Genomic DNA, 19,320 nt, shown 5'->3' with positions numbered 1-19,320 from the left:
TGGACGCGCCACGCAATCTCTCTAATCTCCCCTACTCAACAGTTCGGGAGAGAGTTGATGGGTGTTAAACTGAGAGTATCTATGATCGCACTGGCGGCAGGCGCCCTCGCGGCTTGCCAGACAGCGACAAGCCAGGAACCAGCCGCAGAACCAGATTTCATGGAACAGCATCAGGGACTGATCATCCTTGATACTCACCTTGATACGCCTGCTAACCTCGTCCAGCCGGGCTTTGATATCATGGAGCGCCATGATGCGGCGCTGGATTACTCTCAGGTAGACTGGCCGCGTATGGAAGAAGGCGGGCTCGACGGTGGCTGGTGGGTGCTCTACACGCCGCAAGGCCCGCTGGATGAGCGCTCTTACCAACTGACGCGCGATGTCGCGATCATGCGCGCCGTTGCCGTACGTGAAATGGTTGCGGCAAACCCTGACGAATTCGAGATGGCTGACACAGCCGCAGACGCGCGACGCATTGCCAATGAAGGCAAGAAAGTCGTGATGATGAGCATTGAAAACAGCTATCCGCTGGGCACAGACGTCTCCCTGCTTGAGACATTCTATAATCTCGGCGTGCGCATGGTTGGTCCGGTTCACTTCCGCAACAACCAGTTTGCCGATTCTGGCACAGACATCCAGCAGGCCTATGGCGGGCTTTCTCCACTGGGTGAAGAACTCGTTCGCGAAGCCAACCGTCTCGGCATGGTGCTGGACGGATCACACGCAGCTGATGACGTATTCGACGATCTGATTGAGCTGTCCGGCGCGCCGATTATCCTGTCGCACTCCGGAACAAGCGCGATCTATATGCACCCGCGCAACATTGATGATGAGCGCCTGCGCACGCTGGCAGAACATGGCGGTGTTATTCAGATCAACGCGCTTGGCAGCTATCTGAAGCAATTCCCTGAAAACCCGGAACGTGACGCGGCCATGCGTGCCATGCGCGCCGAGTTCTCAACCTCTCCTGCAGACATGACGGAAGAGGAATATGAAGTTTACATCGCCCGCCGGAACGAAGTCGACGCCCAGTTCCCGCCAGAGCGCGCGGACTTTGAAGACTTCATGGAGCAGCTCCTCCACGCGCTTCGCGTCATCGGGCCTGAACATGTCGGCATTGGCCCGGACTGGGATGGCGGCGGCGGCGTGATTGGCCTGGAAGATGTCTCTGATTATCCGGCCATCACGCAACGCCTTCTGGACGAAGGCTATAGCTGGGAAGACATCGGAAATATTATGGGCGGCAACTCGCTTCGCGTTCTGGAAGCTGCTGAAGCGCATGCGGCCGAACTGGCGGCCGCAGCGACAACCGAATAACGCCTAAGCGGCTTTCGTTTTCATACGTAATGCATGAAGCCCTGTGTCGAATTCCTCGCGCAGGGCTTCATTTATCATGCGCTGAGCTTCAACGCGGCTCTTGCCAGCGAAGGCCTCAGACACAATTTCCACATAGAAATGAGATTCGCCCTCATCCCCTGCGCCGGCATGACCAGCATGCGTATGGGATTCATCGACCACCTTCAGATCAGAAGGGTTAAAATCGGCACGAAGGCGCACCTCTATTCGATTTTGTCTGCTTGTCAATTCTTGCCTCTTTTCGCGTATCGGAGCATTATCGCTTTATGACATCTGCGTATGAATACCGCCCAAAGTTCAAAGACATCTCTATCGGCGCTTCCAAGAAACGTCGAGGAAAGTCTGGTACAGCTGAATCCGAGCCGGAAGCAGAAGCTGTTACCTGCGAACACAAGGGCTGCGATGCTACCGGCGATTTCAAATCGCCCAAGCATGGCGGTGGCCACCACAATTTCTGTCAGCGTCACGCGGCAGAATATAATAAAAAGTGGAACTTCTTTGACGGCATGACCGAGTCACAGGCAAAAGCCTTCTCGGAGAAAGCCGCTTACGGTCACCGTAAAACGTGGAAATTCGGCACCGGTCCGAATGGCGCACAGACCAAGCTCCGTTCCGGTGATCCGCGCATGTGGGCGGCCAGCCAGGGCATTGATGAAAATGCACTGAAGGCATCGCGTAAGCAGACAGGCCGTACGCGTCTCCAGGTCCGTGCTCTTGCAGATCTCGATCTGCCGGAAACAGCAGGGCCGACAGAAATTCGCGAGCGCTATTCCGAATATGTCAAAAAATTCCACCCGGATGCCAATGGCGGTGACCGCTCGTCCGAGCATAAGCTTGCGCGCGTGATCAAAGCCTTCAAAACCCTGAAAGCTGCTGGCCTGACTGGCAGCGACTAAGGGTTTCCCCCTTTCCCGCATTCATCCGGTGAGACATAGCGCCCATTTTCCTCGCTGGGGAATGGACTTTCCGACTTTGCGGGCTAGAACTGCTTTCAGAAAATCTGAGGAAACTGCTGTATGTCTGTGATCACTGACGCGCCTGAACTGGAAACACTCACACCTGACCGGAAGGTCAGCGTGCGCGATGTGTTCGGCATTGATTCAGACCTCGTGGTCGACGCCTTCTCCACCAGAACGGAATATGTGCCGGAAGAAGATCCGAATTACCGGTTCGACCCGCAAACCACGATGGCGATTCTGGCTGGTTTCCAGCATAACCGCCGCGTCATGGTTCAGGGCTATCACGGTACGGGTAAATCTACGCACATCGAGCAAGTCGCTGCGCGCCTGAACTGGCCACTTATCCGCGTAAACCTCGACAGCCACGTCTCCCGTATCGACCTTGTTGGCAAGGACGCAATCGTTCTGAAAGACGGTCAACAGGTGACCGAATTCCGCGAAGGCATTCTGCCGTGGGCGCTTCAACGCCCTGTCGCAATCGTGTTCGACGAATATGACGCAGGCCGTCCGGACGTTATGTTCGTGATCCAGCGTATTCTGGAGGCTTCAGGCCGCCTGACCCTGCTCGACCAGAACCGCGTCATCGCGCCGAACCCGTTCTTCCGCCTGTTTGCCACCACGAACACTGTCGGTCTGGGTGACACGACGGGCCTCTATCACGGCACACAACAGCTCAACCAGGGTCAGATGGACCGCTGGTCTATTGTGACCACGCTCAATTATCTCGATCACGATGCCGAAGTTGAGATTGTCAGCTCCAAACTGCCAAACTTCAGCAAGGAAGAGCTCGATAAGATGGTTCGCCTTGCGGACCTCACACGTAACGCCTTCATGAACGGCGATCTGTCGACCGTTATGAGCCCGCGTACTGTGATCACATGGGCTGAAAACGCTGAAATCTTCGGTGATATCGGTCAGGCTTTCCGCGTGAGCTTCCTCAATAAGTGTGACGAGCTCGAGCGCCCGACTGTTGCTGAATTCTACCAGCGCTGCTTCGATCAGGAACTGCCGGAGAGCGCAGTTATGATTCAGGTCGCTTAAGCGCGATCCTTTCCAGAACTGTCATTTCTAACGCACCGGCGAACAAAAAAACCTCGCCGGGCGACGCTACGTCACGGATTGTCGCTCTAAAATCTGCGTGTTTCACTTCCTGAAAATACAAGGGAGGCACGCCATGAGCGATGTAGGAAAAGAACCGCAGACGCTATTTTCAGTCGATGATGCAGGCATTGCGACGCTCACGCTGAACAACCCGAAAACTCTAAACGCCCTCAGCCCGCAAATGCTAGAAGAGCTGAATGCGCATCTGAATGACGCAGCGCTTAATCCGGATATTCGCGTGCTGATCCTCACCGGCGCAGGCAGGGGTTTTTGTTCTGGCGCTGACCTTTCCCCTAAACCGGGTGCGCGCACCCCTAAAACGCCAGCAGAGCGCGGCGAGTTTACCCGCCAGAACATGCATAACGGCTTCAACCTGGTGGCCAAGCGCCTGATGAACCTGCCTTTCCCGACCGTTGCGCGCGTAAATGGCGTCGCTGCGGGTGCAGGCTATGGGCTCGCTCTGGCAGCAGACCTCACCATCGCAGCCGAAAGCGCCAAATTCATTCTCGTCTTCACCAACCAGCTGGGTCTTGTACCGGATGTCGGCGCAAGCTGGCATGCCCCACGCGCTATGGGCCGGGCCAAAGCTATGGCTGCGGCCTTTTTCGGCGACAAGATGAGTGCGGAAGATGCGGAAAAAGAAGGCCTGATCTGGAAATGCGTTGCCGATGACGCGCTCGATACAGAAGTCTCGGCCGTGGCTACCCGTCTCGCAAACGGCCCGACCAAAGCTTATCCGGAAGTGCGCCGCCTGTTTGACGCTGCATCTACGCAGGACATTCACGCCCAGCTAGACATGGAAGCTGAAGTCCAGCCAAAACTCGCCGCGACTGAAGACTATGTCGAAGGCATTCGCGCGTTCCTTGAAAAGCGCAAACCCGAGTTCAAAGGCCGCTAACTGGCGGTCTGCTCATCCTCTTTGGACTTTTTGAGATACCAGTTCCCCTTATGCAGGAATGGCTTCTCAACAAAGTTCCAGAGAAGGATGGCGGCTATCATCGTCGCAATCGCTGAGACGACATAGCCAAGCGCCATAGACGTCTGGAACAGGCCTAGCGCGATAACCGTCTGCGTGACCGGGAAATGCGCGCCATACATGCCGTAAGAAAAGTCACCGAAACGGGCTGCATTAAGCTCAGGCCCCGGTGACAAGGCAATCGCCGCAATCAGGCATGCCAGCGTCAGCGCGCGGATCGGCTCAAGCGCGGGCAGATAGGATGCAACGAGGCCAACAACGCCAATGAGCGCAACGATTGCCCAGCGTTTGCGCGCAATATCTCTGAATTCCCAGAGCAGCATCCCGGCAACGAAAAAGCTCATCTGCCCCGGAAGCTGACGGCTCAACTGGACAATAATGCCAGATCCATTCGTCATGCCATAATGCTCCAGCCCGATACGCCAGACTTCAGAGGCGATGTAGATCAGGCCGAGCAGAACAAATCGGAATTTGCCGAGACGGTTCAACATCCAGACGAGGATCGGCAATACCATGTAGAACATGACCTCGATCTTCACCGTCCAGAGCGCGCCATTCACTGCGGTGAAACGCTGACCTTCAAACACACCCGGCAGGTCCGGCTGAAGGAAATTCAGGAAGATGAGATTGTACCCGATATATTTCGCCGTCGTCGCAAGGTCTTCGCGGGCTGCCGGCACCAGGATGAGCGCGGCAATCGCGCAGGTCATCACAATCACGAAATACGCCGGATAGAGGCGCCGCGTGCGTTTGGCAGCATAGCTGGCGACAGACGAGCTACGCTCTAACGACCCCAGAACCAGCGCGCCGGAAATCACGAAAAAGCCCTGAATCGCGACGCGGCCAAGCGTCTCAAGGAAGAAATACTCCATCTCTGGCGAGATGCCGAAGCCGGGCAGAACGATCACATGGCAGCCAAAAACAATCGCAGCAAAAACAAACCTTAAAAGGTCATATCGATTGGTCTGACGCACTGTGTTCCCCCAAAAAAAGCCGCGGCTGATTCCTGCCTTCGGCTTCAATTCACTATAAAACGTGGAATCTGGCCAGCACGGTGTTCAATCAAAGCTTCGCAAGCCGGACCAAGGGGTCTATATCTCCCCTATGGCACGCGATAAAATCAAACCGGACGAGCTCTTCAAAGAAGCGCTGGGCATCACCACAAAGGCGATGAGCGCGACCGATGAAGTCGAGGTGAACTTCACGCCTGATGGCACGTCGACGAACGGTAAGAAAATCCTGATCAAGACGCCTCCGCGATCGATTGATCCGGAAGTCGCCGCGCGTATTCGCGGTGAAGCAGACGCCGAAGCACTACGCCTCGCTCACCATGATGAAGACGCGCATATGCGCAATGCACCGAAAACCACTGAAGCGCGCTCCCTGTTTGAGGCAGCAGAACGCGCTCGTGTGGAATCCATCGGCGCGGCCCATATGGCCGGTGTTGCGCGAAATCTTGATGCCAAGCTGGTCGATCGCTGCGAACGCGCTGGCTATACACGCCTCACCAGCCGTGAAATGGCGCCAATATCGGATGCTGTTGAGTTTCTGCTCCGCGAGAAGCTGACAGGCCGTGAGCTTCCGCCCAATGCCAAAGCCATTGCTGATCTTTACCGCGCGGATGTCGAATCTGCCGCCGGAAACAATTTCGAAGCACTGACGGATGCCCTCGGCGATCAGGATGCGTTTGCGAAAATCGTCAAACAAATGATCCGCGATCTGACCGCCGCAGACATGACAGACGGCGAAGAGTTCGACTCTGAAGACGAAGAGAGCACCGAAGAAGAAGACTCCACCACTCAGCAGGGTGAGGATGACGGCGACCAGTCTGAAGAGAGCATGGGCACGTCTATGGAGTCTGTCGATTCCACAGAAGCGGATATGGATTCTGAAGAGGACGCCAATGTCACTCTGGAAACCGAAGTTGATGCCGAATCCGGTGACGAGCCGGAAGACGTAGACGATGGCACCCAGCCAATGCGTCCGAACTTCCAGCAATCAGACGGCCGCGATGAGGCACGCTATAAGGTCTTCACAACCGAGCATGACGAGACAGTTCATGCCGACACGCTGTGCGATCCGGAAGAACTGACCCGCCTGCGGGCTTATCTCGATCAGCAGCTTTCCGGTCTTCAGGGCGCGGTATCGCGTCTGGCAAACAAGCTTCAGCGTCGCCTGATGGCGCAGCAGAACCGCAGCTGGACGTTCGATCTGGAAGAAGGCGTTCTGGATACAGCCCGGCTGACACGCGTGATCACCGACCCGACCTCGCCTTTGTCATTCAAACAGGAAGACGATTCCAATTTCCGCGATACGGTCGTGACGCTGCTGATGGATAATTCAGGCTCCATGCGTGGTCGCCCGATCATGGTTGCCGCGCTTTGCGCCGATATCCTTGCCCGCACACTGGAACGCTGCGGCGTGAAAGTCGAAATTCTCGGCTTCACGACACGCGCTTGGAAAGGCGGCCTCTCCCGCGAGGACTGGGTGAATGCTGGAAAACCGCCGGGCCCGGGTCGCCTTAATGATCTGCGCCACATCGTCTACAAGGCTGCTGACGTGCCGCTTCGCCGTGCACGACGCAATCTTGGCCTGATGATGCGCGAAGGCCTGCTGAAAGAGAATATCGACGGCGAAGCGCTGATCTGGGCACATGAGCGCCTGCTCGGTCGCCCGGAGCAACGCCGTATCATGATGGTTATCTCTGACGGCGCGCCGGTTGATGATTCCACGCTGTCAGTGAATGTCGGCAATTATCTGGAACGCCATCTGCGCGAAGTGATCGACCATATCGAGAACAAGTCCGACGTGGAGCTGATCGCAATCGGTATCGGCCACGATGTCACCCGCTATTACAAGCGCGCTGTGACAATCGTGGATGCCGAACAGCTTGGCGGCGCTATGACCGAGCAGCTTGCCTCTCTCTTTGATGAAGATGGTGGCCGCGCTAATCAGGATCAGGCTCCAAAGGCTCCCAAGAACAAGCCTGGAACCGGCCTTCGTTCAGCTGATCTGCGTGAGGTTGCCCGCAGTGCGCGCGGTTAACCGGCTTCTCGTCTCCGGCGCAGCGATCATCGCTGCTGGCTGCGTATCCAGCGAACCGCCGCAGCAACCGGACGCGCTCGGCCCACTCACGCTCATGAGCAATGTCAGCGCAGTTTCCTGCCCTGATGATGTGCCGTTTGTCTTACCGGAACGGATCGGACTGACAGTCACGACGCATAGCTGGACAGAAGATCCGTCCGAAGATGTATCGAGCTATTATGCGCCGCTCGCGCCTGTCGCCCTTTATGAACTGAATAGCGATGATCCACGCTTTGGCGGCCTCTCCGGCATGGATTTTCTGGATGATGACACGCTGATCATTGTCAGCGATGACGGGTCTCTCATCTGGATTGATGTAACAGGCGATATGCTCCAGCCAGCTGACCACGCCTATATGACGAGCCTTCGCGGCGCGGACGGTCAGCCTCTGGATGGTAAAACCTATGCAGATTCTGAAGGTGTCGCCTGGAATGGTGAAACCCTCTTCATCAGCTTTGAACGCGGCCATCGCGTGCTCGGCTATGATATTGAAGGCTGCGGCGCAAATGCGCGCGGCGCACTCGTCACTGATTTCTGGTCAGGCGATTTTGGCGAGATCGGCACGGTCGACGAAAATCAGGGCATGGAAGCTCTGGCCATCCGCGAAACGGGTGAACTCGTTATTGGTGTTGAAGCCCGTCAACTAGATGGCGCGCCGATTGGTATCTTCAACGGGATTGATGGTAGCGTATCCCAGCGCCTCGCTGCACCGGAACTCACGCTTCTTGTCGGCGCGGACTATATCAGCGGAGAAACAGACCGGCTTTATTCACTCTTCCGGTCTTACGATCCGATCCGCGGCAACCGTATCGCGATTGGCGTAAGCGCGGTCACCGAGGACGGCACCATTGGTGAGATGGAACGCCTCGCCATGATCGGCTCAGACGTCACAGTCGATAATTTTGAGGGTATTGCGGTTCAGCCCGTATCGCCGACGACGGACCGCATCGTCATCGTTTCAGATAATAATTTTTCGGCCCGCCAGAAGACGCTTCTGATGGTGCTGGATTACACCCATTCAGAATAATTCCGGGACGGCCTATTCAGCCGCCCGCCAGACAATCTCACCGCCAACAATCGTCATGACCGGTTCGGTCGCCAAAATCTCTTCGTCTTCAATCGTCATCAGATCCTGATTGAAGACTGAGAAGTCAGCCAGATTGCCAATTTCAATCGTGCCCAACTCGTCTTCCTGAAAGGCTGCATAGGCGGCGTTTTGCGTAAAGATACGCAGCGCATCAAAACGTGAGAGCGCCTGCTCACGGTGCCAGCCGTCTGTGGCAAAGCCTTCAAGATCCCGGCGGACCGTTGCGGCGTAAAACTCGATGATCGGATCGCCCACTTCAACAGGCGCGTCAGAGCCACCAGCAATGACAACGCCCTTATCCATCAGATCCTGCCAGGCATAGGCATCGCCAAGGCGGGCCATGCCGAGACGTGACGGCGCAAAGTGGAGGTCACCAATGGCGTGAGACGGCTGCATGCTGGCGACGGTGCCAAGCTCAGCGAAGCGGAGCTGATCTTCATCCTGAACGATCTGGGCGTGTTCTACGCGCCAGCGATGCTCAGGCACCTCTTCACCGAAGACATCTTCCATCCAGATGAGAGCGCGGTGGTTGGCAAGGTCGCCAATCGCGTGGATTGCGAGCTGCACATCAGCATCAACCGCGCGCTGGAAAAACTCGACGGTTTCCTCTTCCTCACGAAGGGCGAGGCCAACCGTGTCCGGTGCGTCAGAATAAGGCTGGAATAGCAACGCGCCGCGAGAGCCGAGCGCGCCATCCATATAGATTTTAACCGCGCGCGTGGTCATGCGATCGCCAGTTGGCGAGCGGTTAGCAGCCGCCTCGAACTGTTCCGGCACAACGGCATTATATGTGCGAAGCGGCACCGTGCCGTCGATTGCCAGTTCTGTCAGGGCTTCCAGCTCCAGTCCGCCGACAGACATATTGTGCAGGCCGGTCCAGCCGCGAGAGGCGTAAACGTCATATCCGGTCGAGACAAAACGCGACATGTCTTCGATGGTCGGCGCGGTGAAGAGGCCCGAGACTAGCTCCATCGCATTATCGATCAGCATGCCGGACGGCTCGCCAGCGTCTGTATAGAGGATTTCGCCGCCTGCAGGCGCTTCGGTTGCCGGCGTAATATCCGCAGCGTTCAGCGCAGCTGTATTGGCCACAGCGGCATGACCATCTGCACGGGTGAGCACGACAGGAATGTCGGCGATCACCTCATCAATATCAGATGCCATAGGGAAACGGCCTTCAGGCCAGTGGGTCTCAATCCATCCTCTGCCGCGAATGCGGTCTACATCCGGATTAGCTTCACGATAGGCCGTCAGCGCCGCCTGAAGTGCCGCAACGGAGCGCACCTGATCAAGGTTCAGCGTCAGCTCGCGCTGGCCGACACCTGAAAGGTGCACGTGGGAATCGGTAAAGCCCGGGAACATGACCGCATCATCTGGCAGGCGAACAATATTGGCGCCGGAAGATGCCGAGGTGATCGCGCCGTCCATAGGGCCGGTGTAAACGATCAGGCCATCACCTACCGCGACCGCCTCAACAGTCTCGCCCGCTTCCACGCCGGTATAGATTGTGCCGCCGGTATAGATCACGTCAGCGCGGATCGGCACTTCGCGATTACAGGCAGCCAGAAGGACCAGACTGGTAGACAGAAGGATGGCGCGGCGCATATCAGACCCCTTTTACTGATGCTCAGGGACAGGATTGCGCACAAAAAAAGCGCCTCGCAAGGCGCTCTTTTCAAATTAACGGGTCAAAGACCAGTTATGCAGCAGCTTCAGCCTGCTTTTTTTCGATATCAGACAGAATTTTCAGAGCTGGTTCGTTCAGCGCTGATTTTTTTGTCTTCTGCAGGTAGCCGTCGAGGCCGCCGTGCTTATCGACTGTACGCAGCGTAGATGCAGCGATACGCATTTTGAAATCGCGACCGAGAATGTCGGAGCGCAGTGTTACGCGCACCAGGTTCGGCAGGAACCGACGCTTGGTCTTGATTTGAGAGTGGCTAACCCGGTTACCAACCATTGGGGATTTGCCTGAAAGTTCACATTCGCGCGACATGGCAGCGCCTCTTGATCATCGTGTAAGAAAACTGGAAGCGGGGCTTTACGCATTTAAGTTGGAAAGGTCAACACCGATTCGGCAACCAACTGCGAATCTCACGCGTTGGGGTGGGATATACGCCCCAAAATATGGAGATTCTGTGATAGGGCTGTTCATATTCGAGACGAAATGGTTGTGTTAAATCGGTTTGCTCGGGGTGGGCGTAGAGTTTTTTTTGCGAAGGTAAATGCAAACATGAAAGCGAAACTTTTAGCGGGATTTGCGCTCGCAGCGTCAGCGCTGGCTGTTCCTCCGGTGATGGGTCAGGAAGATGCTCAACTGGTTTCCTTCGGCCCGGATACAAACCCGATCCTGACGGATGTGCGCGATGGCAATCCGCGCCGGTTCATCTACGAGCTCGAAGCATCCGCGTATCTGCTCTTCATTCCGATCACGGCGCGCGCAAGCTTCGATGTGATGCTGAATGGCGACACGTATAATATGACATCCCGCGTTCGCACGACGGGCGTGGCAGATATTTTCGTCGACTATGACATGCATCTGGCAGCAAGCGGCTATGTCAGAGACAATGGTCTCTACACCTATAATTACATCTCTCAGAACTATGACGGTAAAAAAGACCGCCGCGTTGAGATGACCTACCATCCGGACTCGTTCGATATGGTCGCGACACCTGCCTTTGGTGATCTGGGCTTCCCGCCAGCAACCACAGAACAGGCTCTGGCGGCGCTCGACCCGATTACGGCGCTGATCAACGTGTCCTTCCAGCCGCGTGACCCGGAAGAACCTTGTGGTGGACCGATCACTACGTTTGATGGCCGTCAGCTGACCGAGCTAAGTCTGGAATATGTCCGCGAGACAAATATCCGCACACACGCATGGCGTGGCCGCGGCATTGAGTGTCACGTCACGCTGAACCGCGTTGCGGGATATAATGAAGGTGAGACGGGCTCTAACCTGTCCGGCATTGATGGCCCGATGAAGATTTTCTTCGCCGAAGCGATTGAGGGCATGATGATCCCGGTCCGCATCGAAGTAGACTCTGAAGATATTGGCCGCGTGACACTTCAGACGCGTCGTCTTGAGCTTCAGGATGTAGAAGTCGAAGAGGCGAATGCTGGACCGACTAACGGCTAACGAAATATCTTAATAAAGAAGCCGCCCCTGACCGGGCGGCTTTTTTCTTGTCAGCCAATGCGCGCGCCCTGCCCGCCATCAACCGACAGGCAAACGCCATTGATAAACCGGCTTTCATCAGATGCGAGGAATAGTGCGGCATAGGCTGTGTCCCAGCCATTGCCCATATGGCCCATAGGTACGCGCGCGGCCCGCTGAGCGCGTAACTCATCCTCAGGTGTGCCGGTTCGCTTTGAAATACCCGAAATCGCCATAGGGGTATCCATCAGACCCGGCAGAATGGCATTACAGCGCACATTATGCTTCGCGACAGATAAGGCCGTCGCCGTCGTCATACGGTTCATTGCGGCCTTGGACACTTCATAAGACAGCATTTGATGGCCTGCGAGCGAGGCAAGCGATGATATATTGATGATAGAGCCGGTCTGGCGCTCTTTCATGTGCGGGATCACGGCTTTCGTTGTCAGAAATGCACCGCGTAGATTCACATTCATGATCTTATCGAAAGCATCAGGGTCTAAATGCTCAACTGGCGCATCACGGCCGCCTACCCCAACATTATTGACCAGAATGTCTATCTGGCCCCAGGCGTCATTCGCAGTCGCCACCAGGCGGGCGACGTCTTCGGGATTCGTGATGTCGGCCTGACAGGCGATTGCACGCTGACCTTCGTTCAACACGGTATTCACCGTGTCCCGTGCCCGGTCTTCATCACGGTCGACGCACAGAATTTTCGCTCCAGCCATACCAAACAGAAGCGCCATGGCTTTGCCATTGCCAATCGTAGAGCCGGGGGTCTGGCCTGACCCGCACACAATGGCGACCTTACCTTTCAGGCGGTCTGTGACCGGCGCACTTCCATGGTCAGGGCTGATCATTTGGTCAGATCCTCATCCAGGGTGAGATCATCATCAAGCTGTACGCCGAACGTATTCAGCATCATGCAGACCTGCGTGTACTGGCCGACGGTGAAAACCAGATTCATCTTCTGCGTTTCAGTCAGAACATCGAGCTTTGCCCATGTCTCTTCAGTAATGAAGGAATCTGATGTCAGCTCGTCTGTAGCTTTCAGGAGTGCTGCATCGAGTGCGCCCCAGCCCGGCGCATCCGGCCCGACTTTGATGCGTTCAACCTCGTCAGGCGTAAGGCCGCTAGTCAGGCCGATACGTTCATGCTGAGCCCATTCATAGCCGGCTTTCCAGTTATATCCGGTTCGCAGGATGACCAGCTCACGCTCGCGCGGGGGTAAATCATTATGTTCAGAGAGGATGTATCCGCCCCAGAGCCTGAAGCGTTTGAACCCTTTTGGCGCGCGCGCGAGTGTTCTGAAAATATTGAAGACGGCACCGGTTTCAAATCGGTCTTTCAGAGTTTCGCGCGTTTCCGCGTCCATTTCCTCGTCACGCAGCGGCAAAATTCGCGGAGCCTTAAGGCGCATCGTCGTCCTCCCTCAATTTTATGTAGAGGTCAGGTTAGCCGACCGGCGTGAATGCGCAATCTCTTTGGGTGTTTGGGGCTTAAGGCTCGCGGCACACCGATCGACTGCCATCGCTCTGCTAAAGCATTCGGTGCGCAAAGCTGCGTACTGACCGGTTCCGGACGTGCCACTGGCACGTCCGGTCCGCGAAAGCGGATCACCGGTCAGCCCTTCACACACACAACCTGTTTCAGCGTGTGTACAACCTCAATGAGGTCGGTCTGCGCAGCGATAACAGCGTCGATATCCTTGTAGGCCATTGGAGTTTCATCGATCACTCCTTTGTCCTTCCGGCATTCAACGCCTTCCGTTGCGGCGATGTGGTCAGACAGCGTGAACTTTTGTTTCGCTGCCGTACGGCTCATCTTCCGCCCCGCTCCGTGAGAACAGGAACAGAAGCTGTCGAGATTGCCTTTCCCGCGCACAATGAAGGACTTTGCCCCCATTGAGCCCGGAATAATGCCAAGCTCGCCCTCACCTGCCCGAACGGCCCCTTTACGGGTCACCCAGACATTTTCGCCAAAGTGGTTTTCCCGCTCCACATAATTGTGGTGGCAGTTCACCGCCTGCTTATCGATCGAGAACTCACGCAGCGTTTCGCGTAGCGCCAGCAAAGTGCGCTCCATCATCGCCTCGCGGTTCAACCGTGCATAATCCTGCGCCCATGAGACGGCATTCGTGTAATCATCGAAGAGCTCTTCCCCTTCGACAAAGAATGCCAGATCGCGATCAGGCACGTGATAGCCGAGAACACGCTTTTCCAGTGCGGCGCGCGCCTCCTGAATAAAGTATGTTCCGATACGGTTACCCGTGCCCCGTGACCCGGAATGCAGCATGACCCAGACACGGTCATCCTCATCGAGACAAAGCTCGATAAAGTGGTTGCCGCCACCCAGTGTCCCAAGCTGACGGGAGAAACTGCTCGGCGTAATCTTGCCGTGCTTGTCGGTAATGGCCTCAAGCCGTTCAACAAGTCCGGAATTACGCAGTTTGCCTTCCACGCCCGCAGGTGTGATCTGATGATCCCCGCGCTTGCCATTGCCGGCCGGAACCTTGCGTTCAATCTCGTCGCGAACCCGAGCGAGATTATCCGGCAGATTCTTGCCTTTAAGGCTCGTGCGGACGGCCATCATCCCGCATCCGATGTCCACACCCACAGCAGCAGGAATGATCGCGCCTTTCGTCGGGATGACAGATCCAACTGTCGCTCCGCGCCCGAAATGCACGTCCGGCATGACTGCAAGGTGAGAATGGATAAACGGAAGCCCGGCTACATTCTCAAGCTGTTCGCGGGCTTTCGGCTCTACAGGTACGCCTTTAACCCACGCTTTGATCGTTCCGCCACGAGACGTCTCGATCACTTCAAAAGTGCTCATTTTTCTACAGGTCTGAATGACCTTCCTTTCGTTTCTTCAAATCCGGACAACGAAAGGTGGCTTTGTGGTGGCGCCAGCCACAAAAAAACCCTCCGTTGCGCGGAGGGTTGAGACCTGACGGACTACTCCGTCATTCGTGCATATGCACTACGTCCAACGTCCTCCATGAGGCATGCCATCCCATCCGAGCCATGCTCGAGGGATCACATTCAGGAAATTTTTCTGGCGATATGCCATGGGATAATCTCCGCGTTAGACGAATGCGCCTTATGATGGAAAAATCATGTACTGTAAATGAACATTGCGCAAAATTTTTCTCGCGACCAACTCGGGCATTCGTAACGTTCCGGCCATCCATACGGAAATACCAGCCTCTTTCGAGGAGCCACATTATACTTCGTGTAAGTAGACTATTGCCATTCTGAAGACTTCCCGCAACGTTACCCCGCGACAAACCGGCCGCCAGCGCCTATATGGAAAGCTCTAAAAAATTCGAGGGAGAAACCAAATGCAGGATTACCTGAAATTCTATATCAACGGCGAGTGGGTCGACCCTGTTGAACCGCGCGCGATTGAGGTCGAAAACCCGGCGACCGAAGAGCCTTTTGCGCGCATCTCTCTCGGCTCTAAAGCCGATGTAGATAAAGCTGTTGCCGCTGCAAAAGCTGCATTTGAAACCTTCTCCCAGACATCGGTCGAGTACCGCGCTGATCTGCTCGACAAGATTTCAGCTGGCTACAAGGCCCGCATGGCTGAAATCGGTCAGGCGATTGAAAACGAAATGGGCGCGCCAACCTGGCTGGCTCAGGCTGTTCAGGCGCCTACAGGTCTCGGTCACTTCGCTACGGCTGCTAAAGTTCTTCGCTCTTACGAGTTTGAAGAAATGAAGGGCACCACGATGATTCGCAAAGAGCCTATCGGCGTTTGCGGATTCATCACGCCGTGGAACTGGCCTGCAAACCAGATTGCCTGCAAAGTCGCGCCAGCGATTGCGACCGGCTGTACAATGGTTCTCAAACCATCCGAGATCGCGCCACTCGACGCGATGATCCTCGCGGAAGTTATGCACGAAGCTGGTGTACCAGCGGGCGTGTTTAACCTTGTAAACGGTGACGGCCCCGGCGTTGGTCAGGCTATGTCGTCTCACCCTGACGTCGACATGATGTCGTTTACCGGTTCGACACGCGCTGGCGTTCTCGTTTCTCAGGCGGCTGCGCCAACTGTGAAACGTGTTGCGCTTGAGCTTGGCGGTAAGTCTCCAAACATCATCCTGCCTGACGCTGACCTGGAATCAGCCGTCAAAGGCGGCGTGATCGGCATGATGAACAACACAGGACAATCCTGTAACGCGCCATCCCGTATGCTCGTCCACAAGGACCAGCATGATCAGGCCGCGGAAATCGCGAAGGTTGTCGCTGAATCTATTCAAGTCGGCACAGGAGAGAAAAAATCTCTCGGTCCGATTTCAAACGCGAACCAGTACAACAAGGTTCAGGATCTCATCCAGAAGGGTATCGACGAAGGCGCGACACTCGTGGCTGGCGGCGTTGGTCGTCCGGAAGGCCTCAACCGCGGCTATTATGTTCGCCCGACCGTGTTTGCAAATGTTTCCAATGACATGACCATCGCACAGGAAGAGATTTTTGGCCCCGTTCTCACAATCATCCCTTACTCTGATGAAGATGAAGCCGTTCGCATCGCAAACGACACGGTTTATGGACTGTCCGGCTATGTGAGCGCAGGTAGCGTCGAGAAGGCCACCGAAGTCGCCAAGAAGCTTCGCACTGGTATGGTTCACCTCAACGGTGCGGGCCCTGACCTTATGGCGCCATTTGGCGGCTATAAGCAGTCTGGCATTGGACGTGAGTGGGGCCCTGTCGCGTTTGAGGAATTCCTCGAGCTGAAAGCTATGATGGGCGCTGGCGCCTAAGTTTATTCAAGCGATTTCAAAGATCAGGTCGTACCCGTTGGGTGCGGCCTTTTTTACGCCTCACATAAAATTCACGCAGCTTACTGCTTTCGGGCGTTTCATAATCAGGACTATGGCTTACATTGAGGATAAGAACGCAGGAGAGACCCAGTGAATCTGAAACTCACTCTTGCAGGTATTGCGGGCGCGCTCGCGCTTGGTGCCTGTGCCACAGAAACCGGTTATGCGCCGGCATCCGAAAGCCAGTACGGGTTTTCTGAATCCCGAATTGAGAGCAATCGCTTTCAGGTTACGTTTTCTGGCAATGCTCTGACCGACCTTGAGACCGTCGAGCGCTATCTGCTTTACCGTGCAGCTGAGCTCACAAATCAGAACGGCTATGATTATTTCATCATGGTGAACCGTCAGACGGATGAAGACTCATCGTATCGCGGTACTGGCTTCGACCAACGATTTGCCATGCAGTATTACCATCCGATGTGGGGCTGGCGTTATCGCAACGACCCGTATTTCAACAATTTCGATATGCGCGAAGTCAGCCGCTATCAGGCAATTTCAGAAATCGTCATGGGTAATGGCCCGAAGCCGAATGACGTGAATGCTTATAATGCAGAAGACGTTCTGATGAATCTCGCACCCCAGATTGTTCGAAATCCGGAACTCTAAACCGCAGGGTCATTCAAAAACAAAAAAGCCGGGGCAAAACCCCGGCTTTTTCAATGATCTGACATATTGACAGAAACCGTTAGCGCATACCCATGCGGATAGCACCATCAAGGCGTACGTCCTCGCCATTGAAGTAAGCGTTGCGGATCATCTCGAGCGCGAGCGATGCATACTCTTCCGGATTACCAAGACGTGCAGGGTTAGGAACAGACGCAGCGAGAGCCTGTTTCACATTCTCCGGCGCGCCATTCATCAGCGGCGTGTTGAAGATGCCTGGCAGAATGGTGTTCACGCGGATCAGCTCGCGAGAGAGGTCACGCGCGATAGGAAGCGTCATGCCGACAACGCCGCCCTTGGAGGCTGAATACGCCGCCTGACCCATCTGACCGTCCTCAGCCGCAACAGACGCTGTATTCACGATAGCGCCGCGCTCACCATTGATCGGATCAAGCGTCATCATGCCCGCTGCAGATTTTGCAAGGCAGCGGAATGTGCCAACTAGGTTGATCTGAATGATGAGGTCGAAGGCTTTAAGTGGAAAGTGCTTGATCTCGCCAGTCTGCTTGTCGCGGGACGCCGTTTTGAACGCGTTGCCGGTGCCTGCGCAGTTCACGAGAATGCGCTCCTGCCCAATTTCGCTGCGCACTTTGGCAAAGCCTGCATCGACATCTTCTTCAGATGTTACATTCACTTTCGCAAACGAGCCGCCAAGCTCTTTGGCCAGTGCTTCGCCGCGTTCTTCGTTAAGGTCGAAAATACCGACTTTAACGCCCTGAGCCGCCAGTGCGCGTGCTGTCGCTTCACCGAGGCCGGACGCGCCGCCCGTTACAACCGCTGAAATACCTGATTTGAGTTCCATGATCGCTCTTCCCATATAAGATTTTGAACGGAGACTGGACGAAAGAGTTCGCTATGCCAATCACTGACGTAAGGTCACTTCTGGGAATTATTCGCGGCGAGAAGCCCGATAACCTGCCTATGGCCGTAGAACAGACCCAACGCATCTCCCGAACACGGCTTGTGCCGAAGCTTCTAAGGTTCGCGGGCAAAATTCCATTCGCAAATGATATCGCCGCCGCCTGGTTTTGCGCGCGCGATCCACAAACCGATATGCATGTGAAAGCCGTGCTGTTCGCCGCCGTCGCCTATTTCGTCATTCCTGCCGATCTCATACCCGACTTCGTTGCAGGTATCGGCTTTGGCGATGACGCGACGGTGATCGCGACGGCGTTCAGCGTGGTTGGCAGCAATGTAAAACCGGCGCACAGACGGGCTGCACGCCGGCTACTAAGATTGCCCGAACCGGAAACCGCTTACTCAGAAGGTGAGACCACCAACTCTCTGTAAGCACGCCAGCTGGCAAGTCCGATCACCGGAAAGACGATAATCAGGCCCAGAAACGCAGTCGCAATTCCAAGCGCTGTCAGAGCGGCAATGATCGCAGCCCATAAAAGCATTGGTGCAGGGTTTTTCGCGACGGTCCGCACACTCGTGACCGTGGCAATGAAAACATCTGACTTCTGATCCAGAAGCATCGGCGCCGACACCACAACCAGGCTGAAGGCGATCACACCAATCAAGGCGCCGACGACAGTGCCCGTCATCGCCATGGCGTGCCCTTCAGGTGTCGCGACCATAAAGGTCAGGAACTCTGGCACAGTCTCATGTAGCGTGAAGGTGGAAAGCGCGTAGATAAGCTGCGCCATCCGCGTCCAGAAAAAGTACACCACCAGCAGTGCAAGCCCCAGATAAGCCAGATTGCGCGCCGAAGCGGTTTTGACGAAAAGCATTTCATGCAAAGTGGCGGTCTTTCCCTGCTCCAGCTGACGACCGGCTTCATAGAGCCCCATGGCGATCATCGGCGCGAGAAAGATAAATCCGCCAGCAAACACCATCAGCCAACTTGCCTGACCGGAAAACAGAATACCGAGCGCGAAGATGGCACTCACCGCCGCAAGCCCAATCCCGTAGACCAGTGCCGGGCCCATAACTTTCTGGAAATCCGATAATCCACCCGCAAGCCAGCCCAGCGGTGCCGAAAAGCTGATTTCATTCACATCAGGTAGTTTATTCCCAGTGGCCATTTGAGCCTCCATGACTTCCCCCTATTAGTCTTATTTGAATTAAGGATAATTCACTTACGGGGAATAATAAAGCCGCATTCAGACAACCATA

At 55.6% G+C, this 19,320-nt stretch carries 19 protein-coding genes; 10 read left to right on the top strand and 9 right to left on the bottom strand.

Annotated features, from left to right (window positions below; genetic code table 11):
* Positions 1-57 precede the first annotated feature (57 nt).
* Entirely contained in the window at positions 58-1,317 is a 1,260-nt protein-coding gene (locus tag G523_RS0104530; protein ID WP_051134745.1) for a dipeptidase, read from the top strand.
* Between the two features lie 3 nt (positions 1,318-1,320).
* On the opposite strand, the gene G523_RS0104525 is transcribed toward G523_RS0104530, so the two are convergent.
* Positions 1,321-1,584: a BolA family protein gene (locus G523_RS0104525; RefSeq protein WP_022693843.1), complete on the bottom strand. Its 264-nt coding sequence runs from the start codon at positions 1,582-1,584 to the stop codon at positions 1,321-1,323.
* 38 nt (positions 1,585-1,622) lie between these two features.
* Between G523_RS0104525 and G523_RS0104520 the strand changes: the two genes are divergently transcribed.
* The 3 genes from G523_RS0104520 to G523_RS0104510 all read left to right on the top strand — a co-directional run bounded on the left by G523_RS0104520 (position 1,623) and on the right by G523_RS0104510 (position 4,314).
* Positions 1,623-2,252: a J domain-containing protein gene (locus G523_RS0104520; RefSeq protein WP_022693842.1), complete on the top strand. Its 630-nt coding sequence runs from the start codon at positions 1,623-1,625 to the stop codon at positions 2,250-2,252.
* Positions 2,253-2,372: 120 nt separating this feature from the next.
* Complete coding sequence (gene cobS / locus G523_RS0104515; protein WP_022693841.1) at positions 2,373-3,356, top strand: cobaltochelatase subunit CobS; 984 nt, start codon at positions 2,373-2,375, stop codon at positions 3,354-3,356.
* Between the two features lie 133 nt (positions 3,357-3,489).
* Positions 3,490-4,314: an enoyl-CoA hydratase-related protein gene (locus G523_RS0104510; RefSeq protein ID WP_022693840.1), complete on the top strand. Its 825-nt coding sequence runs from the start codon at positions 3,490-3,492 to the stop codon at positions 4,312-4,314.
* Here G523_RS0104510 and G523_RS0104505 read toward each other — a convergent pair.
* Positions 4,311-5,366, bottom strand: a complete 1,056-nt coding sequence (locus G523_RS0104505; RefSeq protein ID WP_022693839.1) for an acyltransferase family protein — start codon at positions 5,364-5,366, stop codon at positions 4,311-4,313. The genes G523_RS0104510 and G523_RS0104505 overlap by 4 nt on opposite strands.
* A gap of 130 nt (positions 5,367-5,496) precedes the next feature.
* Here G523_RS0104505 and cobT point away from each other — a divergent pair, with 130 nt between their 5' ends.
* Entirely contained in the window at positions 5,497-7,437 is a 1,941-nt protein-coding gene (gene cobT / locus G523_RS0104500; protein ID WP_022693838.1) for a cobaltochelatase subunit CobT, read from the top strand.
* The gene (locus G523_RS0104495) at positions 7,409-8,503 is read left to right on the top strand and encodes an esterase-like activity of phytase family protein (protein WP_162141024.1); all 1,095 of its coding nucleotides are present in this window, start codon (positions 7,409-7,411) and stop codon (positions 8,501-8,503) included. Before cobT ends, G523_RS0104495 begins: the two co-directional genes overlap by 29 nt.
* A 12-nt stretch (positions 8,504-8,515) precedes the next feature.
* Here G523_RS0104495 and G523_RS0104490 read toward each other — a convergent pair whose 3' ends face one another.
* Both G523_RS0104490 and rpmB read right to left on the bottom strand, forming a co-directional pair.
* A complete protein-coding gene (locus tag G523_RS0104490; RefSeq protein WP_022693836.1) occupies positions 8,516-10,168 on the bottom strand; it encodes an amidohydrolase in 1,653 nt (550 codons plus the stop codon).
* A gap of 94 nt (positions 10,169-10,262) precedes the next feature.
* Complete coding sequence (rpmB, locus tag G523_RS0104485; RefSeq protein ID WP_022693835.1) at positions 10,263-10,556, bottom strand: 50S ribosomal protein L28; 294 nt, start codon at positions 10,554-10,556, stop codon at positions 10,263-10,265.
* 237 nt (positions 10,557-10,793) lie between these two features.
* Here rpmB and G523_RS17940 point away from each other — a divergent pair, with 237 nt between their 5' ends.
* Positions 10,794-11,696 carry a DUF3108 domain-containing protein gene (locus G523_RS17940; protein WP_022693834.1) on the top strand — a complete coding sequence of 301 codons (903 nt, stop codon included), beginning with the start codon at positions 10,794-10,796 and terminating at the stop codon, positions 11,694-11,696.
* A 50-nt stretch (positions 11,697-11,746) separates the two neighbouring features.
* Here G523_RS17940 and G523_RS0104475 read toward each other — a convergent pair whose 3' ends face one another.
* The 3 genes from G523_RS0104475 to G523_RS0104465 form a co-directional block, all read right to left on the bottom strand.
* Positions 11,747-12,574, bottom strand: a complete 828-nt coding sequence (locus G523_RS0104475; RefSeq protein WP_022693833.1) for an SDR family NAD(P)-dependent oxidoreductase — start codon at positions 12,572-12,574, stop codon at positions 11,747-11,749.
* Positions 12,571-13,134: a carboxymuconolactone decarboxylase family protein gene (locus G523_RS0104470; RefSeq protein WP_022693832.1), complete on the bottom strand. Its 564-nt coding sequence runs from the start codon at positions 13,132-13,134 to the stop codon at positions 12,571-12,573. The genes G523_RS0104475 and G523_RS0104470 overlap by 4 nt, the downstream gene beginning before the upstream one ends.
* Before the next feature lie 203 nt (positions 13,135-13,337).
* On the bottom strand, positions 13,338-14,549 hold the full coding sequence (locus G523_RS0104465) for an RtcB family protein (protein WP_022693831.1): 1,212 nt from the start codon (positions 14,547-14,549) through the stop codon (positions 13,338-13,340).
* Positions 14,550-15,057: 508 nt separating this feature from the next.
* Here G523_RS0104465 and G523_RS0104460 point away from each other — a divergent pair.
* Together G523_RS0104460 and G523_RS0104450 are read left to right on the top strand one after the other, a co-directional pair.
* Entirely contained in the window at positions 15,058-16,479 is a 1,422-nt protein-coding gene (locus tag G523_RS0104460; protein WP_022693830.1) for an aldehyde dehydrogenase family protein, read from the top strand.
* 150 nt (positions 16,480-16,629) lie between these two features.
* Entirely contained in the window at positions 16,630-17,145 is a 516-nt protein-coding gene (locus tag G523_RS0104450; RefSeq protein ID WP_022693829.1) for a CC0125/CC1285 family lipoprotein, read from the top strand.
* Between the two features lie 79 nt (positions 17,146-17,224).
* Here G523_RS0104450 and G523_RS0104445 read toward each other — a convergent pair whose 3' ends face one another.
* Positions 17,225-18,004 carry an SDR family NAD(P)-dependent oxidoreductase gene (locus G523_RS0104445; protein ID WP_022693828.1) on the bottom strand — a complete coding sequence of 260 codons (780 nt, stop codon included), beginning with the start codon at positions 18,002-18,004 and terminating at the stop codon, positions 17,225-17,227.
* 53 nt (positions 18,005-18,057) lie between these two features.
* Here G523_RS0104445 and G523_RS20600 point away from each other — a divergent pair, with 53 nt between their 5' ends.
* Positions 18,058-18,492 (top strand): YkvA family protein, encoded by a 435-nt coding sequence (locus G523_RS20600; protein WP_081648697.1) that lies wholly within the window; start codon positions 18,058-18,060, stop codon positions 18,490-18,492.
* Here the strand turns inward: G523_RS20600 and G523_RS0104435 are convergent.
* Positions 18,459-19,229 carry a DUF2189 domain-containing protein gene (locus G523_RS0104435; protein ID WP_033232687.1) on the bottom strand — a complete coding sequence of 257 codons (771 nt, stop codon included), beginning with the start codon at positions 19,227-19,229 and terminating at the stop codon, positions 18,459-18,461. The genes G523_RS20600 and G523_RS0104435 overlap by 34 nt on opposite strands.
* Positions 19,230-19,320: the final 91 nt, after the last annotated feature.

This window comes from Ponticaulis koreensis DSM 19734, from assembly GCF_000420665.1.
GTDB lineage: Bacteria > Pseudomonadota > Alphaproteobacteria > Caulobacterales > Hyphomonadaceae > Ponticaulis > Ponticaulis koreensis.
This window is presented reverse-complemented; position numbering and strand designations above follow the sequence as displayed.

What these genes read in the sequence shown, in the direction of transcription:
- G523_RS0104530 (WP_051134745.1), top strand. Translation starts at nt 58, where the DNA reads ATGGGTGTTAAACTGAGAGTATCTATGATCGCACTGGCGGCAGGCGCC.
- G523_RS0104520 (WP_022693842.1), top strand. Translation starts at nt 1,623, where the DNA reads ATGACATCTGCGTATGAATACCGCCCAAAGTTCAAAGACATCTCTATC.
- cobS (WP_022693841.1), top strand. Translation starts at nt 2,373, where the DNA reads ATGTCTGTGATCACTGACGCGCCTGAACTGGAAACACTCACACCTGAC.
- G523_RS0104510 (WP_022693840.1), top strand. Translation starts at nt 3,490, where the DNA reads ATGAGCGATGTAGGAAAAGAACCGCAGACGCTATTTTCAGTCGATGAT.
- cobT (WP_022693838.1), top strand. Translation starts at nt 5,497, where the DNA reads ATGGCACGCGATAAAATCAAACCGGACGAGCTCTTCAAAGAAGCGCTG.
- G523_RS0104490 (WP_022693836.1), bottom strand. Translation starts at nt 10,168, where the DNA reads ATGCGCCGCGCCATCCTTCTGTCTACCAGTCTGGTCCTTCTGGCTGCC.
- rpmB (WP_022693835.1), bottom strand. Translation starts at nt 10,556, where the DNA reads ATGTCGCGCGAATGTGAACTTTCAGGCAAATCCCCAATGGTTGGTAAC.
- G523_RS17940 (WP_022693834.1), top strand. Translation starts at nt 10,794, where the DNA reads ATGAAAGCGAAACTTTTAGCGGGATTTGCGCTCGCAGCGTCAGCGCTG.
- G523_RS0104475 (WP_022693833.1), bottom strand. Translation starts at nt 12,574, where the DNA reads ATGATCAGCCCTGACCATGGAAGTGCGCCGGTCACAGACCGCCTGAAA.
- G523_RS0104470 (WP_022693832.1), bottom strand. Translation starts at nt 13,134, where the DNA reads ATGCGCCTTAAGGCTCCGCGAATTTTGCCGCTGCGTGACGAGGAAATG.
- G523_RS0104465 (WP_022693831.1), bottom strand. Translation starts at nt 14,549, where the DNA reads ATGAGCACTTTTGAAGTGATCGAGACGTCTCGTGGCGGAACGATCAAA.
- G523_RS0104460 (WP_022693830.1), top strand. Translation starts at nt 15,058, where the DNA reads ATGCAGGATTACCTGAAATTCTATATCAACGGCGAGTGGGTCGACCCT.
- G523_RS0104445 (WP_022693828.1), bottom strand. Translation starts at nt 18,004, where the DNA reads ATGGAACTCAAATCAGGTATTTCAGCGGTTGTAACGGGCGGCGCGTCC.
- G523_RS20600 (WP_081648697.1), top strand. Translation starts at nt 18,058, where the DNA reads ATGCCAATCACTGACGTAAGGTCACTTCTGGGAATTATTCGCGGCGAG.
- G523_RS0104435 (WP_033232687.1), bottom strand. Translation starts at nt 19,229, where the DNA reads ATGGCCACTGGGAATAAACTACCTGATGTGAATGAAATCAGCTTTTCG.